The organism is Pseudomonas sp. NFACC56-3, from assembly GCF_900100025.1.
GTDB classification, from domain to species: Bacteria; Pseudomonadota; Gammaproteobacteria; order Pseudomonadales; family Pseudomonadaceae; genus Aquipseudomonas; species Aquipseudomonas fluorescens_AA.
Genome location: NZ_FMTK01000003.1, coordinates 199,806 through 219,741 on the forward strand (window position 1 = coordinate 199,806; position 19,936 = coordinate 219,741).

General features: G+C 62.9%; 23 protein-coding genes. 10 read left to right on the forward strand and 13 right to left on the reverse strand.

Features of this window, described 5'->3' with window-relative positions; genetic code table 11:
* Window positions 1-73: 73 nt before the first annotated feature.
* The 3 genes from BLO80_RS06170 to BLO80_RS06175 form a co-directional block, all read right to left on the reverse strand.
* Window positions 74-661 carry a DcrB/PsbP domain-containing protein gene (locus BLO80_RS06170; RefSeq protein ID WP_092327295.1) on the reverse strand — a complete coding sequence of 196 codons (588 nt, stop codon included), beginning with the start codon at window positions 659-661 and terminating at the stop codon, window positions 74-76.
* Between the two features lie 76 nt (window positions 662-737).
* On the reverse strand, window positions 738-878 hold the full coding sequence (locus BLO80_RS29845; protein ID WP_175459458.1) for a hypothetical protein: 141 nt from the start codon (window positions 876-878) through the stop codon (window positions 738-740).
* Window positions 875-1,804 (reverse strand): LysR family transcriptional regulator, encoded by a 930-nt coding sequence (locus tag BLO80_RS06175; protein WP_092327296.1) that lies wholly within the window; start codon window positions 1,802-1,804, stop codon window positions 875-877. The genes BLO80_RS29845 and BLO80_RS06175 overlap by 4 nt, the downstream gene beginning before the upstream one ends.
* Before the next feature lie 142 nt (window positions 1,805-1,946).
* On the opposite strand from BLO80_RS06175, the gene BLO80_RS06180 reads away from it, so the two are divergent.
* Window positions 1,947-2,549 carry an NADPH-dependent F420 reductase gene (locus BLO80_RS06180; RefSeq protein ID WP_092327577.1) on the forward strand — a complete coding sequence of 201 codons (603 nt, stop codon included), beginning with the start codon at window positions 1,947-1,949 and terminating at the stop codon, window positions 2,547-2,549.
* A 13-nt stretch (window positions 2,550-2,562) separates the two neighbouring features.
* On the opposite strand, the gene BLO80_RS06185 is transcribed toward BLO80_RS06180, so the two are convergent.
* Complete coding sequence (locus tag BLO80_RS06185) at window positions 2,563-3,495, reverse strand: LysR family transcriptional regulator (RefSeq protein WP_092327298.1); 933 nt, start codon at window positions 3,493-3,495, stop codon at window positions 2,563-2,565.
* Between the two features lie 114 nt (window positions 3,496-3,609).
* On the opposite strand from BLO80_RS06185, the gene BLO80_RS06190 reads away from it, so the two are divergent.
* On the forward strand, window positions 3,610-4,107 hold the full coding sequence (locus BLO80_RS06190; protein WP_092327299.1) for a DMT family transporter: 498 nt from the start codon (window positions 3,610-3,612) through the stop codon (window positions 4,105-4,107).
* Between the two features lie 2 nt (window positions 4,108-4,109).
* Window positions 4,110-4,562 carry a DMT family transporter gene (locus tag BLO80_RS06195; protein WP_092327301.1) on the forward strand — a complete coding sequence of 151 codons (453 nt, stop codon included), beginning with the start codon at window positions 4,110-4,112 and terminating at the stop codon, window positions 4,560-4,562.
* Window positions 4,563-4,567: 5 nt separating this feature from the next.
* Here the strand turns inward: BLO80_RS06195 and BLO80_RS06200 are convergent, their stop codons facing one another.
* The 3 genes from BLO80_RS06200 to BLO80_RS06210 all read right to left on the reverse strand — a co-directional run bounded on the left by BLO80_RS06200 (window position 4,568) and on the right by BLO80_RS06210 (window position 7,086).
* Complete coding sequence (locus tag BLO80_RS06200; RefSeq protein ID WP_092174971.1) at window positions 4,568-4,852, reverse strand: hypothetical protein; 285 nt, start codon at window positions 4,850-4,852, stop codon at window positions 4,568-4,570.
* Between the two features lie 211 nt (window positions 4,853-5,063).
* Window positions 5,064-6,089, reverse strand: a complete 1,026-nt coding sequence (locus BLO80_RS06205; RefSeq protein ID WP_092327302.1) for a purine-nucleoside phosphorylase — start codon at window positions 6,087-6,089, stop codon at window positions 5,064-5,066.
* Between the two features lie 46 nt (window positions 6,090-6,135).
* Window positions 6,136-7,086: a nucleoside-specific channel-forming protein Tsx gene (locus BLO80_RS06210; RefSeq protein ID WP_092327304.1), complete on the reverse strand. Its 951-nt coding sequence runs from the start codon at window positions 7,084-7,086 to the stop codon at window positions 6,136-6,138.
* 299 nt (window positions 7,087-7,385) lie between these two features.
* Between BLO80_RS06210 and selD the strand changes: the two genes are divergently transcribed.
* Complete coding sequence (gene selD / locus BLO80_RS06215; protein ID WP_092327305.1) at window positions 7,386-8,420, forward strand: selenide, water dikinase SelD; 1,035 nt, start codon at window positions 7,386-7,388, stop codon at window positions 8,418-8,420.
* The gene (gene mnmH, locus BLO80_RS06220) at window positions 8,420-9,523 is read left to right on the forward strand and encodes a tRNA 2-selenouridine(34) synthase MnmH (RefSeq protein WP_092327307.1); all 1,104 of its coding nucleotides are present in this window, start codon (window positions 8,420-8,422) and stop codon (window positions 9,521-9,523) included. Before selD ends, mnmH begins: the two co-directional genes overlap by 1 nt.
* Window positions 9,524-9,621: 98 nt before the next feature.
* Here mnmH and BLO80_RS06225 read toward each other — a convergent pair whose 3' ends face one another.
* Window positions 9,622-10,296 carry a histidine phosphatase family protein gene (locus BLO80_RS06225; RefSeq protein WP_092327308.1) on the reverse strand — a complete coding sequence of 225 codons (675 nt, stop codon included), beginning with the start codon at window positions 10,294-10,296 and terminating at the stop codon, window positions 9,622-9,624.
* A 306-nt stretch (window positions 10,297-10,602) separates the two neighbouring features.
* Here BLO80_RS06225 and BLO80_RS06230 point away from each other — a divergent pair, with 306 nt between their 5' ends.
* From BLO80_RS06230 to BLO80_RS06245, 4 genes are all read left to right on the forward strand, one after another.
* Window positions 10,603-11,301, forward strand: a complete 699-nt coding sequence (locus BLO80_RS06230) for a glutathione S-transferase family protein (protein ID WP_092327310.1) — start codon at window positions 10,603-10,605, stop codon at window positions 11,299-11,301.
* Window positions 11,298-12,155 carry a PhzF family phenazine biosynthesis protein gene (locus BLO80_RS06235; protein WP_092327311.1) on the forward strand — a complete coding sequence of 286 codons (858 nt, stop codon included), beginning with the start codon at window positions 11,298-11,300 and terminating at the stop codon, window positions 12,153-12,155. Before BLO80_RS06230 ends, BLO80_RS06235 begins: the two co-directional genes overlap by 4 nt.
* Window positions 12,156-12,271: 116 nt before the next feature.
* Window positions 12,272-13,246 (forward strand): porphobilinogen synthase, encoded by a 975-nt coding sequence (gene hemB, locus BLO80_RS06240; RefSeq protein ID WP_092327313.1) that lies wholly within the window; start codon window positions 12,272-12,274, stop codon window positions 13,244-13,246.
* A gap of 433 nt (window positions 13,247-13,679) precedes the next feature.
* The gene (locus tag BLO80_RS06245; RefSeq protein ID WP_092327316.1) at window positions 13,680-14,774 is read left to right on the forward strand and encodes a DUF1615 domain-containing protein; all 1,095 of its coding nucleotides are present in this window, start codon (window positions 13,680-13,682) and stop codon (window positions 14,772-14,774) included.
* Between the two features lie 215 nt (window positions 14,775-14,989).
* On the opposite strand, the gene BLO80_RS06250 is transcribed toward BLO80_RS06245, so the two are convergent.
* Entirely contained in the window at window positions 14,990-15,502 is a 513-nt protein-coding gene (locus BLO80_RS06250) for a phage infection protein (RefSeq protein WP_092340876.1), read from the reverse strand.
* A gap of 233 nt (window positions 15,503-15,735) precedes the next feature.
* On the opposite strand from BLO80_RS06250, the gene BLO80_RS06255 reads away from it, so the two are divergent.
* Window positions 15,736-16,365, forward strand: a complete 630-nt coding sequence (locus BLO80_RS06255; RefSeq protein WP_092327318.1) for a glutathione S-transferase family protein — start codon at window positions 15,736-15,738, stop codon at window positions 16,363-16,365.
* A gap of 81 nt (window positions 16,366-16,446) precedes the next feature.
* Here the strand turns inward: BLO80_RS06255 and BLO80_RS06260 are convergent, their stop codons facing one another.
* The 4 genes from BLO80_RS06260 to BLO80_RS06275 are packed head-to-tail and all read right to left on the reverse strand — an operon-like array spanning window position 16,447 to window position 19,892.
* Window positions 16,447-16,983: a PqiC family protein gene (locus BLO80_RS06260; protein WP_092327319.1), complete on the reverse strand. Its 537-nt coding sequence runs from the start codon at window positions 16,981-16,983 to the stop codon at window positions 16,447-16,449.
* Window positions 16,984-17,000: 17 nt separating this feature from the next.
* Window positions 17,001-18,659 carry a PqiB family protein gene (locus BLO80_RS06265; protein ID WP_092327321.1) on the reverse strand — a complete coding sequence of 553 codons (1,659 nt, stop codon included), beginning with the start codon at window positions 18,657-18,659 and terminating at the stop codon, window positions 17,001-17,003.
* Complete coding sequence (locus BLO80_RS06270) at window positions 18,640-19,299, reverse strand: paraquat-inducible protein A (RefSeq protein WP_092327322.1); 660 nt, start codon at window positions 19,297-19,299, stop codon at window positions 18,640-18,642. The genes BLO80_RS06265 and BLO80_RS06270 overlap by 20 nt, the downstream gene beginning before the upstream one ends.
* The gene (locus BLO80_RS06275; RefSeq protein ID WP_092327324.1) at window positions 19,296-19,892 is read right to left on the reverse strand and encodes a paraquat-inducible protein A; all 597 of its coding nucleotides are present in this window, start codon (window positions 19,890-19,892) and stop codon (window positions 19,296-19,298) included. The genes BLO80_RS06270 and BLO80_RS06275 overlap by 4 nt, the downstream gene beginning before the upstream one ends.
* Between the last annotated feature and the right edge of the window lie 44 nt (window positions 19,893-19,936).

Genomic DNA, 19,936 nt, shown 5'->3' on the forward strand with positions numbered 1-19,936 from the left:
GGTCAGCTTGCATCGATGTTGATTGTGCCGGCGCCATCGCGAGCAAGCTCGGCTCCCACATGTTCTGAGGGGCTTATTGACCGCTGGCGATCTGTTTCACCAAGGTTTCATGGCCGGTCTTGTCGCTGGCCCGGGAGATGATCTGCACCACCGCCATGCGCGTGCCGGAGGCACCCAGCAAGGTGGTGTCGAGGGTCGGTCCGCCGCCCTGGGTCGCGCGGGTATCGAGCTGGCGCAGGCCCAGGCCGGTGCCTTTTTGCTTCAGGCTTTTTTCGCTGAGGATCTTGGCATCCGGCAGGGACTTGAGGCGCTGGGCGGCGAAGTCGGCCATGGTGGCGTCGAGGAACGCGCCATCGTCATCCTTCACATTCGCACCGTCGATAATGATGTTTTCCGCTGCGATCACCACGGTCTTGCTGGTGGCATTGCTGTACATCGTCCCCGTCGCCCCGGCGGTGCCCTGGGCGGCTTCACCGGAGGGCAATGGCGTCGCCGTAAAACCCTTGGGCAAGGTGAAGGTGAACTTGCCGCCCAGCATCGACACCTTCTGCGCCGGTGCATCACTGGCAGGTTTGGCCGGGGCCGCCTGGGTGGATACCACGACCAGGCTGGCGAAGGCCCCCAGCAACAGGACGGCGGCTTGTTTACTCAGCAATGACATTGAAAATCTCCACAAATGGTCGCGCTTGAAGGCCGATCATCCCATGGGCGTCGTCCCGGACTCCAGCAAGAGACCGTCATTTTGGCGATGCCGTCTGCCCCAGCAGGCGGCGGGTCACCCGCAACATGGCCATCGACACCGCGAAGCCCAAGGCAAAGGCCGGCATGCCCAGCACCGGCAGCCGACGCGCCTTCAATGCCGTGTCGCCGATATTCAACCCGACCCGGCCCTGAAGCGCCGAGCCAACGCCTCGCGCTCGAAATGCTCGGTGATGAAGTCGATAAAGGCCCGGGTCTTGGCCGGCATCAGCGTGCGACTGGGGTAGTAGAGGGAAATCACCCCCAGATCGACGTACCAATCCGGTAACAGCCGCACCAGTTCGCCACGTTCCAGCCAGGGCAGGGCGTCGGGCACTACCAGCAGGGCCACGCCCAGACCCAGCAAGGCGGCCTCTCGCATGGCCACGGGGTCATTGAAAATCATGGACTCGTTCAGTTGCACGGCGCATTCGCACCCGGCAGCGTTGCGCAGCACGGTCTGGCGCACCCGGCCGGTGCGGCTGGCCCGCAACACGATGTTGTCCAGGCCGGCCAGGTCCTCGGGTTGCCGGGGCAGGGGGCGTCCGGCCAGGTAGGCGGGGCTGGCGACGGCAATCAGGTGAGCGGGCGCCAGGGTGCGCGATACCACCCCGGGCGTCAGGGCGAAGCCGCCGCCGATGGCTGCGTCGAAACCTTCGGCGATCAGGTCCACCGGACGGTTTTCGAACTGCCAGTCCGGACGGATCAGCGGATACCGAGCCAGCCATTGCGGCATCAACGGCAGTATCTGGCCGATGCCAAAACTGGGTGAGAGGCTGACGCGCAAGACGCCGGCCGGTTCGCCGCGCTCTGTGGTCACCGCACCAATGGCCGCCTGCAGGGCGTGCAGGTTGCTACCGATGCTGGCCAGGAAATGTTCCCCCGTTTCGGTCAGGGACAACTTGCGGGTCGAGCGCTGGAACAACCGCACCCCCAGGTTGCGCTCCAGCATCGCCACGTTGCGGCTCACGGCCGCGGGCGTCAGGGCGAGTAGTCTCGCGGCCGCCGAGAAACTGCCGGTTTCGGCGCTGCGAACAAAGCATTCGAGGTTGGCGAGGCTTTCCATGGTATGGACCTGATAGTAATACTTGAAAATGATTCGCCATATTACCGACTAATCAGAAGGTAATGGCAAGGGCACCATGCACCTCAACGGCGGACATCACCGCCAGGCTTATCCAACCTTGAGGACACAAAACATGAGCGACATCGACACTATCGGCATCATTGGCGCAGGCGCCATCGGCAGTGCTTTCGCCCGCGCCCTGGCCCGCCAGAACATCAACGTAGTGATTGCCAACAGCCGTGGCCCGCAAAGCCTGACCGAGCTTGTGGCTGACCTCGGTCCAAGCGTGCGCGCCGGCACCGTGGAGGAGGCCGCCGCCCAGCCGATGGTGCTGGTAGCGGTCAACTGGTCGAAGTTGCCCCAGGCGCTGGGCGGTTTGCCGGATTTTGCCGGGCGCATCGTGATCGACGCCAACAACGCGATCGAAGTGCCGGGGTTCAAGGCCGTGGATCTCCAGGGCCGGGCCTCGACCGAGGTGTTCAGCGAGTGGGCGCCGGGCGCACGGGTGGTCAAGGCCTTCAATCATCTGCTGGCGCGCCTGCTGGAGGCAGACCCGACGTCCGAAGGCGGCAAGCGGGTGCTGTTCCTGACCGGTAACGACGCGCAGGCACGGAGTGAAGTCGCGCGGTTGATCGAGCGCCTGGGCTTTTTCGGCGTGGACCTGGGCCCCTTGAGTGTCGGCGCACGTTTGACCCAGTTCCCGGGTGGCCCGCTGCCGGTGCTGAACCTGGTCAAGTTCGATTGAGGCCGCGCCGTGTTCAGCGATCCCAGTAGGGCACTTCGCCAAAACACTCGAGGAAGAAATCGATGACCGTGCGGACCTTCACCGACAGGCGTCGACTGCCCGGCCAGAGGATGGCGATCTGTTGCGGTTCGAGGCTGTTGGACGCTTGGTAATCCTTTAGCACCGGGACCAGCGTGCCGTTACGCACGGCTTCGCCGATCAACCACGACGGGAACATCACCAGCCCCAGGCCTTGTTCGGCGGCCTGGGTCAAGGTGTCGGCGTGGTTGCCGGTGATCGGGCCGCTGACGCTGTAGGGTGTCCAGGCCTGGCCCGGGCGGCGGAAGAACCAGCGCTGCTGTCCGGTCACGCCCTTGTAGGCCAGGCACCGGTGGTGAACCAGGTCCTGGGGCTTGAGTGGTGCGCCGTGGCGGGCCAGGTAGGTAGGGCTGGCGGCGATCTGGAAGCGATGGGGCGCGAGGATGCGCGCCTGCATGCTCGAATCGTGCAGCGGACCGATGCGGAACAGCAGGTCGGCGCCTTCCTGCAGTGGGTCGACGTAGCTATCGGTCTGCTGGATCTCCAGTTGCAGCTTCGGATAACGCTCGCATAGCTGCCCCAACCACGGTGTCAGGTGGCGCTGGCCAAACACCACCGGCGCATTGATCCGCACCAGTCCGGACGGCTCGCTGTGTTGCTCCTGCAGCGCCTGTTCGGCTTCCTCCAGTTGCACCAGCAGCAGCCGTGCATGATGCCCCAGCAGGCGGCCAGCCTCGGTGGGTGAAACGGCGCGGGTGTGGCGATAGAGCAACTGTTGGTTCAGGGCCTGTTCCATCAACTGGATCTGCCGGGAAATCGAGGACGGCGCCAAGCCTTCGCGCCGCGCGACTTCCGAAAAACTGCCGTGATCGAGCACGGCGACGAACAATCGCAATGCCTTGAAGCCCAGTTCATTGAGGCCGTGCATGGTGCGGGCTTTCCTGTGCGTATTACGCAAAAGTGTTGTCGGGATACTCACATTTATTGCACAGCGGCACCAGCCGATAATGCCGGCCCTCTTTCAAGTGAACAGGTGCTGATCATGCAAACATCTTCATTGAGCGAGGCCGTGCCGGTATCGACGCCCGCCAGACCCCAGACATTGTTGCGCTGGCTATTGCTGCCCCTGGTGATCCTGGCCGGCATGGGCTTGTCGGTGGAGGCCGGCCTGCTCGGGCCGCTCGGGGCCCAGGTCGGGCATCTGTGGGCCACGCTGAGCATCTTCGGCGTCGGTTCGGCGATTCTTTTCCTGCTGTTGTTGCTCAGTGGCCGGCAGCGAGGCCCAGCCTTGCATGAGTTGCCACGCTGGCAATTGATCGGCGGTTTCCTCGGTCCGATCTATGTGGTCGTGCTGACACTCGCCACGCCGCACATCGGCATCGCCATGACCATGGTCGCGATTCTCTCCGGCCAGGTGGGTAAAAGTGTCCTGATCGATCATTTCGGCTGGTTCGGCACGGCTCGCAAGCGGGTCAATGGCGAACGCTGGCTGGCGTTGGCCTTGATTGTCGTCGCCCTTGTCCTGATTGCCCGAGGTTGAGCATGAACCTGTTTGTTTTGTTGTTGCTGGTCGTCGCGGCCGGTGCGGTGTTGAGTGTGCAGGCGGCTATCAACGGGCGCCTGGGCCAGACGGTCGGTGTGTTGCGCAGCAGCTTGCTGACGTTCACGGTGGGCACGGTGACCACCGGGCTGCTGATCGTGTTTTTCGAGCCGGCCCACGGCTTGACGCTGTTGGACATGCCGAAATGGCAACTCAGCGGGGCCTTGTTCGGTGTGGTGTACATGATGGTGATGGTGGGCGCGATGCCCAGGGTCGGCACGGCCGTGGCCACCGTGGCGGTGATCGTCGGGCAACTGGGCATGGGCATGCTGATCGACAATTTCGGCTGGCTGGGCAACCCGGCCATCGAATTGTCCGGCAGTCGAGTCCTCGCCATGGCCTGCCTGGCATTGGCACTGGTGTTCATGTATCGCAGCAATGCCCGTCAGGCCTGAACGGTTCAGTCGGGTTCCACGTTGAGTTGCAGACTGCCATCGGCCAGGCGTTCAGTGCTGCGGACGATGCCGCTCAAGCGCCGGCCCTCGGCGCTGAACACCACGATCTCGGCCTTGTCCAGGTCGTCCGGCATCGGCGGTTGAACGTGCAGCGCGAACCACACCGGCTTGTCCTCGTCGAGGCGCTGGACGTTGTATTGGCAGTCGATACTTTTGGTCTGGCGGCCGAACAGGGTGTCGAGACCGTAGTCCAGGTGAGTGCTGTCGGCGGCGGAGGGGGTGAGAGGCATCGGCGGTCTCCTGGGGGCGCGGTTGATGTTCAAATGATCCTGCCCGGGAGGGAAAATTCCATTGGCTGAGCCGTTGGGAACAGCCCTGGGGCTCAGTTCGATAGCCCCGTGGCGAGGGAGCTTGCTCCCGCTCGGGTGCGCAGCAGCCGCAAAGAGCCAGGGGCCGCTGCGCAGCCCAGCGGGAGCAAGCTCCCTCGCCACGGAGGAGAAATCAGTGCCCTGGCACACCGTTCTTCCACGCCGACCAGTTCTTCACAATGTCCTGCACCAGCGGGTTGCCGGTGCGGAACAGGTTTTCCAGCGCCGGGACGAACGCGCCCTGGTCGGCGTACTTGAGCAGGTTATCCACTTCATTGCCACCGGGCTCGGGGCGGTCGAAGTCGGACCCGGCCCGCAGCACTGCCAGCCGGTTGATGTCCACCCGACCTTCTCGGCTGGCCCGTAGCAAGGCCTCGTAAGTCGAGTTGTCTTCCTGTTGGGTCGTGCAGTAGACGCCTTTGTTGTCGGTGAGCAGGCGGGTCCAGACTTCGGCGCGCTCGCTCAGGCGCGTGCCGGAGAACCAGGTGTTGCCGGCCAGGGTGTCGCAGCGGGTCACCACCGGCGGCTGGTTGGCCGGGGCATACGGATACTTCAAGCGCCAGGCCGCCGATTCCTTGCTTTCGGCCAAGGTCACCTGCTGGCTGAGGGCAAAGGCCTTGGCTTGCAGGGCCGGGTTGAGTTCGAAGACTTCTGTCTTGTAGTCCAGCGGCGGCTTTTCGTTCGGCCCCTTGGTGTTGATGCCCAGGTAGCCGGTGGGCCAGTCCTTGGGCACATCCCGCGAATCCAGCTCCCACTGAGTACCGAACTCCACCAGGTAATGGGCCCAGGCGGTTGTGCCAAGTGTGCCGTGGTGCGGGTTGATACCGGCGATCCCGGCCACCAGGAAATAGCTCTTGCGCAGGTCGAAGGTCGGGGAGAGCGCCAGGGCCAGGGTCGAGGCCGCCGCGTTGGTCTGGCCCATGCCGGTGATCAGCAGGCAGACCCGTTCGGCATTGCAGCGGATCGTCGGGTACTCGGCGGACAGCCCCGGTACACGGATTTCATCCTTGAGCTGCAAGCGTTCGATCCAGTTCTGCGCTTCGGGGGCGAACATCGTGATCAGCATCACTTTGGGTTGAAGTGGCGGTGCGGCCCCGGCGCTTGCCGCGAAGAATGCAGTACTTGCCAGGCCGATTGAAGCAAACAGGCGATTGATCATGTGTTCGTGACCTCCATGGATTCGAAAGGGTGCTGCGACGATGTGCTCAGAACTGATAGCCGACCCCGGCGTAATACCCCCACCCATCGGAGCGGGCGCGGAAGTTGCCATCGCCAAAGTTGAGTTCACTGCCATCCTGCCAGTTGCCGCCGTTGTGGAAGTAGCGGCCCACCAGAGTGAAGCGCACGTGGGTGAACGCGTACAGCAAGACATTGGTGGCGACCGTGGCGTTGGCGGTGCGGGCCGGGTTGTCCTTGTGCAGGTCCGAACCGAAGTCGAAGTTGGTGAAGCCAATGTACGTCAGCGAGGCACCATTGCTGAACTGGCTGATCGGCACGATGTACTTGAGTTGAGCGCGGTAGCCGTCCCAGGAATATTCATTGCTGGCGCCATAGTTTTCCCATTGATAACGGCCATAGAGGTTGGCCGACAAGTTGACCCTCGAGTGAGTGTCGATGTCGGTGCCCAGGCCGCTGTACAGGGTGTTCGCGCGATTGGCGCTGTTGCTGCCGTGGTCGTAGATCCAGTCGAACGCCACATACCATTCCTTGAACGGCCCGATGGCCAGGCTGCGGCCGGCCAGGTAGTCGATGGAAATCCGCGGCTCGTGTTCCATGAACACGGGTGAACCGTGGTCCCACACACCTTTGTCGTGACTGTTGCCAATGTTGAAAATCTTCGGAATGTCGACGTAGCCATAGAGTTCGAAGGGGCCCTTGCGTCCGAAGTATTCATATTCCAGATAGATATCGTCGACCGGTTGCGGGCCGAAGCTGATGTCTTTGCTGCCGATGAGCGTCAGGTCCTGGTTGTACCAGTCCGACAGGTAGGCGCCTTTCTTCGACGGGGTGGCTTCTGGACTGAGGGCTTCGCCTTGGGCGGACACCTCGGTGGGTTGGGCGTGGGTCGTGGCGCTGAGTAGTCCGGTAACGGCGGTCAGTAGCAGGGTGGCTGCCCATACGCCGGGCGTGGCGCGACACCGGGAAGTGAAGTGCATGGAAAGTCCTTGTTCGTGGGGGCCAAAGCCCGTGTTCCGTGATTGAAAAAAACCGTCGATCCGCTGAGGGAGGATCGAATGCGCAAACGTTTGCACATCCCATACCAATTTTATGCAGTGGCTTGAAAAGCTTGGGATTGAGGTGATTTTCCTGTCCTTTTGGTCAGGCCTAGTGCGCCGAATGCTTCACGCCCGCCTGAAGCAGCACCAAAGTGTTGCACGGGCGAATGCTCGGCACGGCACTGGGTCGGCGGCGTTGCTGTTAGAATCGATCCACTTGATTGACCGGAGAGATGCCCATGAGCGAGCCTATTCGCCTGACCCAGTACAGCCACGGCGCCGGTTGCGGCTGCAAGATTTCGCCCCAAGTGCTGGAAGTGATCCTGGCCGGCAGTGGTGCGCAGAACCTCGATCCCAAGCTTTGGGTCGGCAATGCTTCTCGCGACGACGCTGCGGTTTATGCCATCGACGAAGAGCGTGGGGTGGTCTCGACCACCGATTTTTTCATGCCGATTGTCGATGATCCCTTCGATTTCGGTCGCATCGCCGCCACCAATGCCATCAGCGACATCTACGCCATGGGCGGTGATCCGCTGATGGCCATCGCGATTCTTGGCTGGCCGGTCAACGTATTGGCCCCGGAAATTGCCCGGGAAGTGATTCGCGGCGGTCGTTCCGTGTGTGACGAGGCCGGTATTCCCCTGGCGGGCGGGCATTCGATCGACGCGCCCGAGCCGATCTTCGGCCTGGCGGTCACGGGCCTGGTGCAAAAGCGCCATATGAAACGCAACGACACGGCCACCGTCGGCTGCCGGCTGTACCTGACCAAGCCCCTGGGCATCGGCATCCTCACCACGGCGGAAAAGAAAGGCAAGCTGCGCGCCGCCGATGTTGGCCTGGCCCGTGACTGGATGTGCACCCTCAATAAACCCGGCAGCCGCTTTGGCAAGCTCGATGGCGTGACGGCGATGACCGACATCACCGGTTTCGGCCTGCTCGGGCACCTGGTGGAAATGGCCGACGGCAGCCAGTTGACCGCGCGCATCCGCTATGACGCAGTGCCGCGTCTGCCGGGCGTCGAATACTACCTCGACCTGGGCTGTGTGCCGGGCGGTACGCTGCGCAACTACGACAGCTACGCCAGCAAGGTCGGTCGGGTCCAGGAGTTGCACAAGCGAGTGCTGTGCGACCCGCAGACCAGCGGCGGCCTGTTGATTGCCGTAACCCCCGAAGGCGAGGACGAGTTTCTGCGGGTGGCCACTGAACTCGGCCTGGCACTGGAGCCCATCGGTGAGTTGGTCGAGCGACAGCGTCATGCGGTCGAGGTGTCTTGATGAGCCATGACATCACCGATTACCGCGACATCTTCCTCCATGACCGACCGATGATGGACACGCGCGCCCCCGTCGAATTCATCAAGGGCGCTTTCCCCGGCGTGGTCAATCTGCCGTTGATGACCGACAACGAACGGCAACGGGTCGGGACCTGCTACAAACAACAGGGGCAACAGGCCGCCATCGTCCTGGGGCACCAACTGGTGTCCGGTGAGACCAAGGCCCAGCGCATCCAGGCTTGGGCGGCGTTCGCCAAGGCCCATCCCGACGGTCTGCTGTATTGCTTTCGCGGCGGCTTGCGTTCGCAGATCGTCCAGCAATGGCTCAAGGACGAAGCGGGCATTGATTACCCTCGGGTCGGCGGTGGCTACAAGGCCATGCGCACGTTCTTGCTGGACACCGTCGAACAGGCGGTCGCCGAGTGCGACCTGGTCCTGCTGGGCGGCATGACCGGTACCGGCAAGACCGAAGTGCTGGGCCAACTGGGCAACAGCCTGGACCTGGAAGGGCATGCCAACCATCGCGGTTCGAGCTTCGGCAAACGCGCCACCGGCCAGCCTTCCAACATCGATTTTGAAAATCGCCTGGCCGTGGATGTGCTGAAAAAACGCGCCGCCGGCATCGAACAGTTTGTGCTGGAGGATGAGAGCCGTGCGGTCGGCAGCTGCGCCTTGCCACTGTCTTTGTACCAGCGCATGCAGCAGGTCCCGATGGTCTGGCTGGAAGACAGCCTGGAGCGTCGGGTCGAACGGATCCTGCAGGATTACGTCATTGACCTGTGTGCGGAATTTGTCGCGGTACATGGCGACGAAGGTTTTTCGCTGTTTTCCGAGCGATTGCTGGCAAGCCTGGACAACATCCACAAACGCCTGGGTGGCGACCGTCACCGGCGCTTGAAGGACATCCTGGAAACAGCCCTGGCCGAGCAGGCCCACAGCGGTGCCGTCGACGTGCATCGCGGTTGGATCGAGGGTTTGCTGCGTGAGTATTACGACCCGATGTACGTGTTCCAGCGGGAAAAGAAGGGCTTGCGGATCGAGTTCTCGGGGGAGCAGGCGGCGGTGCTGGAGTATTTGCGCGAGCGGGCGGCCCGGGGAGGGTGACCTGTGGGAGCGAGCTTGCTCGCGATGGCGGCGACACAGCCACCCTTGATCAAGCTGACCCACCACCATCGCGAGCAAGCCCGCTCCCACACCGATGATCAGGTCGGACAGGCTTCCTGGCCATTGTCCAAGCCTTGCTTGTAGCTCTGGCTGGTGAGGCTGGCCTTGCCGTTGTGCCAGGTCAGGGTCAGCACATACAGCGAATCGAAGTCCCCGGATGCCCAGTCTTCGGTAATGGTCTGATCCTTGCCCACCGCCTCACCGGCGACCTTGTTGATCAGCTCTGGCAGGTAGCCATGGGACCAGGCGGTATAGATGGTGGAGTTGTGGTACTTGTCATGCAGCAACTCGTCAGCCAGGTCGCTGGTGTCGTTGGCTGAAAAATTGATGTTGACCGGCAGCCCGAGCTTGATGGCGCTGGGGCTGATGGTCATCAGCGGGCGAATATAGCTGTAGGAGTTGTCCAGCTCACCCTCTTCGACATTGCGGGTCGGGTTGGCCGCGAACACGTAGTCGGCCTTGCCGAATTTTTCCGGCAGCAGGGTGGCCAGGTCGATGGCGCGGTTGAGGCCCTGGCAGTTGAGCTGGCCCAGGCCACCGGCGGGTTTCTCGGCGTGGCGCAGGAACACCAGGGTCTGTACGCCGTCGGCTGGCTGGGCGCGGCTGACGCTGGATTCCAGCGACAGCACCAGGCCACAGACCACAAGCAGCGTCGGCAGCATCAGCCACGAACGGTGTTTGAAGCGTCTGGCGAAATTCAGTGGGTTCATCATCGAATAATAGTCTTCAGCACGCTTGAGTCAGGCTGACAAACCCCGGTACCGCGAAGCGCTTGGCCTCGGGTGTTTTCCCTGTCGTTACGCCTCGTTGGTTCTTCGCGGGCATTGCTCAGAGTCCCTTCGAGCGCTTTGGTTCGATTCCGGTGCACTGTAGCGATCTCCGTCAGGAGATGGGACGAACGTTAACGACAGGATGTTGCTGAATTAAGAAGGGACGACGTGAATTGTGTGACGGGCAGTGGTGTCGTCCCCAACATCTTGGATTATCCTCGGGGTTTCCTTCATTTCCGAGCCGACCCCATGCCCGACTTGACGCCATACCTCATCACCCAGAAATGGCCTGCCCAATACCCGGAGTGGATCCAGCTCTACTCCCTGCCAACCCCCAACGGCGTGAAGGTTTCGATCATGCTGGAAGAGACCGGCCTGCCGTACGAGCCCCACAAAGTGGACTTCGCCAGCAACGACCAGCTGTCGCCCGAGTTCCTGTCCCTGAACCCCAACAACAAGATCCCGGCGATTCTCGATCCCCATGGGCCGGGGGACCAGCCGTTGGCGTTGTTCGAGTCGGGGGCGATCCTGATTTATCTGGCGGACAAGAGCGGACAGTTGCTGGCCCAGGAGTCGGCGGCGCGCTACGAGACGATCCAATGGCTGATGTTCCAGATGGGTGGGATCGGGCCCATGTTCGGGCAGTTGGGGTTCTTCAACAAGTTCGCCGGCAAGGACTACGAGGACAAGCGGCCACGGGATCGTTACGTCGAGGAAAGCAGGCGCCTGCTCAAGGTGCTCGATGGCCGTCTGCAAGGGCGGGACTGGATCATGGGCGAGCGCTACACCATTGCCGATATCGCCACGTTTCCCTGGGTGCGCAACTTGATCGGTTTTTATGAAGCCGGTGATTTGGTGGGTATCCGCAACTTCCCCAATGTGACGCGGGTATTGGAGCGCTTCCTGGCGCGACCGGCCGTGGCCCGTGGGTTGAAGATTCCGGAATGAGCAAGCCGACGACCCGCCGATTCGATTACAAGCAACTGGATGTGTTCAGCGATGTGCCGCTCAAGGGCAATCCGCTGGCGGTGGTGCTGGGGGCCGATGGGCTCAGTGACTCGCGCATGGCCGCTTTCGCCAACTGGACCAACCTCAGCGAAACCACGTTCCTGCTGGCGCCGCAGCACCCGGAAGCCGATTACCGGGTGCGTATTTTCACCACGTCCACCGAGTTGCCGTTTGCCGGGCATCCGACCCTGGGCAGTTGTCACGCCTGGCTGGAAGCCGGAGGCGTGCCCAAAGGGCAGGAGATCGTGCAGGAGTGCGGCGTCGGCCTGGTCAGGGTGCGCCGCAGCGATCATGGGTTGGCGTTCCTCGCGCCGCCCTTGCTCAAGTCCGGTCCGCTGGAGGCCGAGCTGCTGGAGCGGGTGTGCAAGGGGCTGGGGCTCGCAGCGCAGGCGATTGTCGAGGCGCAATGGGTCGATAACGGTGCCGGCTGGCTGGCGGTGATGCTCAAGGAGCGCCGGCAAGTCCTGACGCTCGAGCCGGATTACCAGCAGTTGCTGGACCTGGCCGTGGGCGTGATCGCACCCTGGGATCGGGCCGTGGATGGCGATGAGGCCCACTTCGAAGTGCGCGGCTTCATCGCCGGTGATGGCATGCCCGAGGATCCGGCCACCGGCAGCCTGAACGCCGGGCTCGCCCAATGGATGCTGGGCAAGGGGCTGGCGCCTGCGTCCTACGTGGTCAGCCAGGGGCTGACGATGGGCCGGGCCGGGCGGATTCATGTCGAGCAGTTGGGGGAAGAGGTCTGGATTGGTGGTGCCGTCGTGACGTGCATCAATGGCTCGTTGACCCTGTGAGGCGATTATTACCCGGCGGGTAACACTCTGTTTTCCAGCTGGCGTTTGTGCCCTGGCTGGCCTGGGCATAAGCTTCGTCCTCTGTGATCAAGCACCATTTTTTGCCCAGGAGTCCCATGTCCAGCCAGTTCCCCGAAGCACGTCCACGCCGCCTGCGTCGCAATGCAAGCCTGCGCAGCCTGTTCCAGGAAACCGAGTTCACCCTGAACGATCTGGTGCTGCCGATTTTCGTCGAAGAAGAAATCGATGATTTTGTACCGATCAAGAGCATGCCCGGCGTGGTGCGCATCCCAGAGTCGAAGCTGGCCGGTGAGATCGAACGCTATGCCCGCGCTGGCATCAAGTCGGTGATGACCTTTGGTGTATCCCATCACCTGGACAACGAGGGCAGCGACACCTGGCGTGAGCGCGGCCTGGTGTCGCGCATGGCCGGGATCTGCAAGGACGCGGTGCCGGAAATGATCGTGATGTCCGACACCTGCTTCTGTGAGTACACCGACCATGGTCACTGCGGCGTGCTCCACGGCGGTGAAGTGGACAACGACCGGACCTTGATCAACCTGGGCAAGCAAGCCGTGGCGGCGGCCCGTGCCGGTGCCGATGTGATCGCGCCCTCGGCGGCCATGGACGGCCAGGTCCAGGCGATTCGCAAGGCTTTGGATGAAGCCGGTTTCAGCCAGACGGCGATCATGGCCTATTCCACCAAATTCGCCTCGGCGCTGTATGGGCCGTTCCGCGAGGCCGGCGGCAGCGCGCTGAAGGGTGACCGCAAGAGCTACCAGATGAACCCGATGAACCGCCGCGAAGCCCTGCGTGAATCCCTGCTCGACGAGCAGGAAGGTGCCGATGCGCTGATGGTCAAGCCGGCCGGTGCCTACCTCGACATCATCCGCGACATTCGCCAGGCTTCGAACCTGCCGCTGTCGGCTTACCAGGTCAGTGGCGAATACGCGATGATCAAGTTCGCCGCCCAGGCCGGCGCCATCGACGAAGCCCGTGTGGTACGCGAGAGCCTTGGCGCAATCAAGCGGGCGGGGGCAGACCTGATCTTCACCTACTTCGCCATGGACCTGGCGCTGAGCGGGATCTGATCCCTGTGGGAGCGAGCTTGCTCGCGATAGCGATGGGTCAGCTTGCATCGAGGGTGCCTGTGCCGCCGTCATCGCGAGCGAGCTCGCTCCCACATGGGTTTTTGGGTTGGACGGAAGATTCGGGTACACCGCCATTCTCCTGTGGGAGCGAGCTTGCTCGCGATAGCGGTGGATCAGCTTGCATCGAGGGTGCCTGTGCCGCCGTCATCGCGAGCGAGCTCGCTCCCACATGGGTTTTTGGGTTGGACGGAAGATTCGGGTACACCGCCATTCTCCTGTGGGAGCGAGCTTGCTCGCGATAGCGGTGGATCAGCTTGCATCGAGGGTGCCTGTGCCGCCGTCATCGCGAGCAAGCTCGCTCCCACATTGGGCATGGCCCGCATCCACTTTTGATCGTATGGTTGCTCCGGAATAACGGACGCGATGGAGCACCATGCAATTCAACCTATTGATGATCAGCCTCGTGGCGTTGCTGGCCCTGGCCGGTTGCGGCAGCCGTCAGTTGCAGGAGCCCGAGCGCCCGCCCGCTGAGGTCAAGAAGCAGATCGTGCAGTTGTTGCCGGCCAAGACGGCGGACCGTGAAGGCTGGGCGACAGACATCCACGTGGCCTTTGCGGCCCAGCAGATTCCGTCCACGGCGCAGAATATCTGCGCGGTCCTGGCGGTGACCGAGCAGGAGTCGACGTTCCAGGCCGACCCGCCGGTGCCGGGGCTGGGCAAGATCGCGCGTCAGGAGATCAACCGCCGTGCGGCGAAGGTGCACATTCCGGAGCTGTTGGTCAGCGGCGCGCTCCAGGTGCGTTCGCCCAATGGCAAAAGCTACAGCGATCGGCTCGACGCGGCCCGTAGCGAGAAAGAGCTGAGCGGGATTTTCGATGATTTCATCGGCATGGTGCCGCTGGGCAAGACGCTGTTCGGCGGTTTCAATCCGGTGCACACGGGTGGGCCGATGCAGGTCAGTATCGCGTTTGCCCAGGCCCATGCGCGGGATTATCCCTACACGGTGGATGGCTCGATTCGTCGCGAAGTGTTCAGTCGCCGTGGCGGGATGTATTTCGGTATCGCGCATTTGCTGGGCTATCCGGTGAACTATACCGAGCCGTTGTATCGTTTCGCCGATTTCAATGCCGGCTGGTACGCCAGTCGCAACGCGGCTTTCCAGCATGCGGTGAGTGTCGCGTCGGGCATTTCCCTGGCGCTGGATGGCGATCTGGTTGCCCATGATTCAATCATGCCGGGCAGCACGGAGCTGGCGGTACGCACGCTGGGCAAGTCGTTGGGAATGCGCAACCCGACCATTCGCGATCAATTGGAGCAGGGCGACAGCCTGGCGTTCGAGGACAGCAAGCTCTACAGGCGTGTGTTCGAACTGGCTGAGCGGGCCGAGGGCAAGCCGTTGCCGCGGGCGGTATTGCCGGGGATCGTGCTCAAGAGCCCGAAAATCACGCGCAAGCTGACCACGGCGTGGTTTGCCAAGCGGGTGGATGAGCGTTATCAGCGCTGCATGGCGCGGGCGGCGGGGCGCTAGCCAGGCGTTGAGGCATGAAAAAGCCCGGCGGATGAGGCCGGGCTTTTATTGTGATGGGCTTGGTTTGGGAGTGTTCGGCAACGGTGTGTCGGGTGAACTGCGCAGTGGCTGCGTGAAGGTTGCGGCCGCTGCGCGCCCGAGCGGGAGCAAGCTCCCTCGCCACGGGGTGTGTTGCACATGACTTGCGATATTTCCAGGCATTGCGGTCAAGCAACTCATGCGCGGTTTTCGATCAGACGATCGGCGCCACCTTCGGCAACGCGGCGTTCCAGCAGGCGATCAGAGCCATCTTCAGCGACGCGGTTCTCGATCAGGCGATCGGAGCCACCTTCGGCGACGCGGCGTTCCAGCAGGCGATCGGCACCGCCTTCAGCGACGCGGTTTTCGATCAGACGATCGGCGCCACCTTCGGCGACGCGGCGTTCCAGCAGACGATCGGCACCGCCTTCAGCGACGCGGTTCTCGATCAGGCGATCGGAGCCACCTTCGGCGACGCGGCGTTCCAGCAGGCGATCGGCACCGCCTTCAGCGACGCGGTTTTCGATCAGACGATCGGAGCCACCTTCGGCGACGCGGCGTTCCAGCAGGCGATCGGCACCGCCTTCAGCGACGCGATTCTCGATCAGGCGATCAGAACCGCCTTCGGCGACGACGGGTTGCGAGGTGGCGGCAAATACGTTGGCGGCCAGTACGGAGAAAGCGAGGCTGAGGATGACTTGGCGTTTCATGATGGTGTGCTCCGGGGGTGCAGTGGTTTGTGTGGGGCCATTGTTGTCCCGGGCGATCATCAAGAGAACTTCATTGGCATGATGGTGAACATTGACGGCAGTGATAGCTCGTCAGTCCCATCGATGTCGGTTGATCCAGCGAAGCTGAGCCACAACGTGCGCGTCGTCCTCCGGGTGGAACACCGCCAGGTTTGTGGGCTCTACCGGGTAACCCACAGGCAGGAGGCAAGGTCATGTATCAGTTATTCGGTCACAGGCAATCCGGCTCCGCGGCGGTGGAGATTGCCCTGGATCTTTGTGATGTGGCGTATCGGCGGGTCGATGCCTATTCGACCCAGGACAGCGATGCCGCAAAAGCGCTCGAGGCACTCAACCCTCAGAAGCAGGTCCCGACCTTGCAGTTGCCGGACGGCTCGGTGCTGACCGAAGCGGCGGCGATCCTGATTCACCTCGGGCTGACCTTTCCGGCCTCGAAGCTGCTCCCTGATGACCCCACCCAGCGTGCGCAAGCCATACGGGGGCTGGTCTATATCGCAGCCAATTGCTACACGCCCATCGGCATCATCGATTTTCCGGAACGCTGGCTGGACGATGCGGATGAAGCGACTCGGCAGCGCTTGGTAGCGGGCACCCAGCAACGGCTGTACCGCAACTGGGCGCTGTTTGCCGATCAGTTTCCGGCCCAACCTTTCCTTGGCGGTGCCGAGCCGGGGGCGATGGATATCCTGGCGGCCGTGATCACGAAGTGGAGAAACACGCGGGAGGCAATGCTCAACGCCCGTCCGGCGTTCTACGGATTGTTGGAGCGCATCGACCACCATCCGCGCGTCGCACCGATACTGTCGTTGCATTGGCCTTCGTAGGCGCTGCCGAGCGAAGCGAGGCTGCGATCTTTCCCTGACCCTTGAATTCTCGAGATCGCCGCCTTCGGCAGCGCCTGCAGGTCAAGGACACGCCTTGCGTACAGCCGCCTGCTCAACCAGGTCGATAAATTGCTGGACGTTCTGCTGATGCGCCGTCACCAATTCGTCGATACTGGCCCCCGCCGGCGTTTGCAGGCTGCTGCGACAGCTGAGGGGGCGGGTATCGCCACCCAGGTTGCGCAGGCGCCATTGCACGTCCATGCGGGCATAGCGGCCGGGGATCGAGTCAAAGCGCTGCACGTCCACCCGCAGCGATGATTTCGGCGCGCCAGGGTTGTTCAGTTGTTCGTCCAAGGTGCTGTGCAGTTCATCTGCCAGGCTGGCGCCCCACCATTCGGTTTCCAGGATCGCCAACCCGCTGTTGCCCTGGCGAATGACCATTTGGGTGCGATCCACCTGGGGTGGGACGCTCACCTGTTCGATCCGGATGTCCACGCCGGCGCGTGACGGGCCTTTCGGCTGAGCCGGGCTCAGGGTGTGGTAATGAATCGGATCGCTGCGACAGGCACCGAGCAGCAGTGCCACGGCGACCAGGGTGAATTTCAGCGTCAGTGGCATGGGACGGGCTCCTGTACTCATTCTTTCACCGGCAATGTGAGGTTCTGTGCCGGTGCGTCTTTGGGACGACCGCGAAGCAGCGACTCGGGATGGCGGTTCAGGTAGTCCGACAGCTCGCGCAGCGAGCGCGACATGCGCCCCAGGTCGTCCAGGGTCTGGGTCAGTTGCTCGCGCTGCGGTGAATCTTCGGCCAGGGTCGAGTTGGCCGATTGCAGGGTCTTGCTGACGTCTTGCAAGGTGTGTTGCACGCCTGGCAGGGTCTTGCTGTTGAACTGGGCCAGGCCTTTGCGCAGCTCCACCAGATTGCCATCCAGGTTGCCGGCGATACTCTCCAGGGGCAGCTTGTTGATTCGCTCGACCATCGTCTGCAGTTGTTCCTGCAATTGCTGGAGGCTGCCCGGGAGGGTCGGGATACGCACGGGGCGGACGCTGGGGTCGAAGGCCACTTTTTCGGCCTTGGGGTAGAAGTCCAGCGAAATGTACAACTGCCCGGTCAGCAGGTTGCCGCTACGGGCCTGGGCACGCAGGCCGCGCTCGACGAAGCTGCCAATCAGACGGGCACCGGCGGCTTCGTCTTCAGGATCGTGGTTGAGCGACTTGAGCAGTTTTTCATGGGCCTTTCCCAGGCGCTGAGGGTAGATCACCACGCCGACGTTGACCGGAAAGCTGCGTTGCTTCTCATCGAAATCGAGGTTGATGGCCACCACCCTGCCGACCTCCACGCCGAGGAACTCTACCGGCGCACCGACGCGCAACCCGCGCAGGGCCTGGTCGAAACGCAAGGCCAGGTATTGGCCCTTGCCATCGGGCGGGGCGAGGGCGCTCTGCTGGTCGGCAAACAGTTCGAAGGTCTTGTCTTCGCTGGCGGCGGTGTCGTTGGGGCTGTACTCCGGTGCCCGGAACGCGATGCCGCCCAGCAGCAGAGCCGAGAGCGATTCGGTCTTGACGGCGAAACCATTGGCGCCGACGTTCACGTCCACGCCGCTGACGTTCCAGAACCGGGTGTTTTCGGTGACATACACATCGTTGGGCGCGTTGATGAACACGTCGATGTTGACGCCTTTGCCGTCGGCGTCCAAGGCGTAGGACACCACCTGGCCCACCGGGATCTTGCGCAGGTACACCGGCGAGCCGATGTCCAGCGAACCGAGGTCCTGGGCGTGCAGGGTGAAGCGCTTGCCCGGTTCGCCATACGTGATCGGCGGCGGGTTCTCCAGCCCTGTGAAGGATTTGGCGCGTACTTTCGACTGGCCGGCGTCGGCACCGATGAAATCACCGGACAGCAGCGTGTCGATCCCCGAGATCCCGCCGGCCCCGATGCGCGGCCGCACGACCCAGAACACCGAATCTTCGTGCGTGAAGGTGTCGGCGGTCTTGGCGAGCTTGACCGTGGCGGTGACGTTCTTCTGGTCCTGGCTCAGTTGCACGTCGGTGACCTGGCCGATGACCACGTTGCGGTATTTCACCTGGGTCTTGTTGGCGGTCAGGCCCTGGCCTGTCTTGAAGGTGATGGTGATGGTCGGGCCTTGCTGCAGCCAGTTGTGGACCACCAGGGAAACACCCACCAGCACCGCGATGATCGGCACGATCCATACCAGCGACACCGTCCAGCGGCGGGTGGTGACGTGGGCCCGGCCGGGGACGGGTTGTTGCCCGTCAGTGGCTTGCGACTTCATCCAGGACCTCCTCGGATGGTTGAGTGTCCCAGATCAGCCGGGGGTCGAAACTCATGGCCGACAGCATGGTGAACAGCACCACGAGGCCGAAGAACAGGATACCCGGTCGTGGCTCGATATCGCTCAGTGCCTGGAACTTGACCAGGGCGGCCACCAGGGCCACCACCAGCACATCGAGCATCGACCAATAGCCGATGACTTCCACCAGCCGGTACAGCTTCGCCCGCTGGACCTGGGCCCAGGTACTGCGTCGTTGTACGGTCACCAGCAGCAGGGTCAGTACCACGAACTTGATGCCGGGTACCGCGATGCTGGCGATGAAGATAATCAGCGCGATGTCCCAGGCGCCGCTTTGCCAGAATTCGATGACACCGCTGATGATGGTGCTGTCGGCGCCTTCGCCGAGCATCTGGGTGTTCATCACCGGCAGCAGGTTGGCCGGGATATAGAACACCAGCGCCGCGAGCATGTAGGCCCAGGTGCGGGTGATGGCGTCGGGTTTGCGGCGGTGCAGGGCGGCGTCGCAACGCGGGCAGGTCTGGGGGCCGTCGGCCATGTCGCAGGCCAGGCCGCAACTGTGGCACAGGCACAGGTCCAGGTCGCGGGCCTCTGGCGGGGTGTCCCGCGGCTGGCCGTTCATGGGTTGTCCCACAGGTCGCGGACATCGCGCCCGGCAATACGGATCATCAGCAGGCTCAAGGCCGCCAGGGCGAACAGGCCGATACCCGGGAGCACATCCAGCAGGCCGGCGAGCTTGATCACCGCCACCAGCGCGCCCAGCAGGCACACCTCCAGCATGCTCCAGGGCCGCAGGGTTTCCAGGCTGCGCATGCACAGGCTGAACCCTGGCGCCCGCCGCTGGAGGTAGGCATGGCCCAGTACCCAGAGCAGCAGCGCCAGTTGGAAGGCCGGTGCAACGATGATCGCCACCGCTGTCACCAGGGCGATGAAGGTGATGGGGCCCTGGCTCAGCGCCACGATGGAGTCCCACAACGTCGCGCTGTTGCTCAGGCCCTGGAGACGGATGCTCATCACCGGGTAGAGGTTGGCGAACGCCCACAGCACCGCGGCCGTCACGCTCAAGGCCAGGCGCTGTTCGACGGTCAGGCCGTTGTAGCGCTGGATCACCGCGTGGCAGCGCACGCACGTGGCCTTTTGATGCGGGGCGAGCACAACCGGCTCGTACACCGCATCGCAATGTTCACAAATGATCAGTCGGTCGGTGGCGGCCATCGGGATGCTCGCAGGAACAACCCCTTCAATATAGAAGTGTGTTG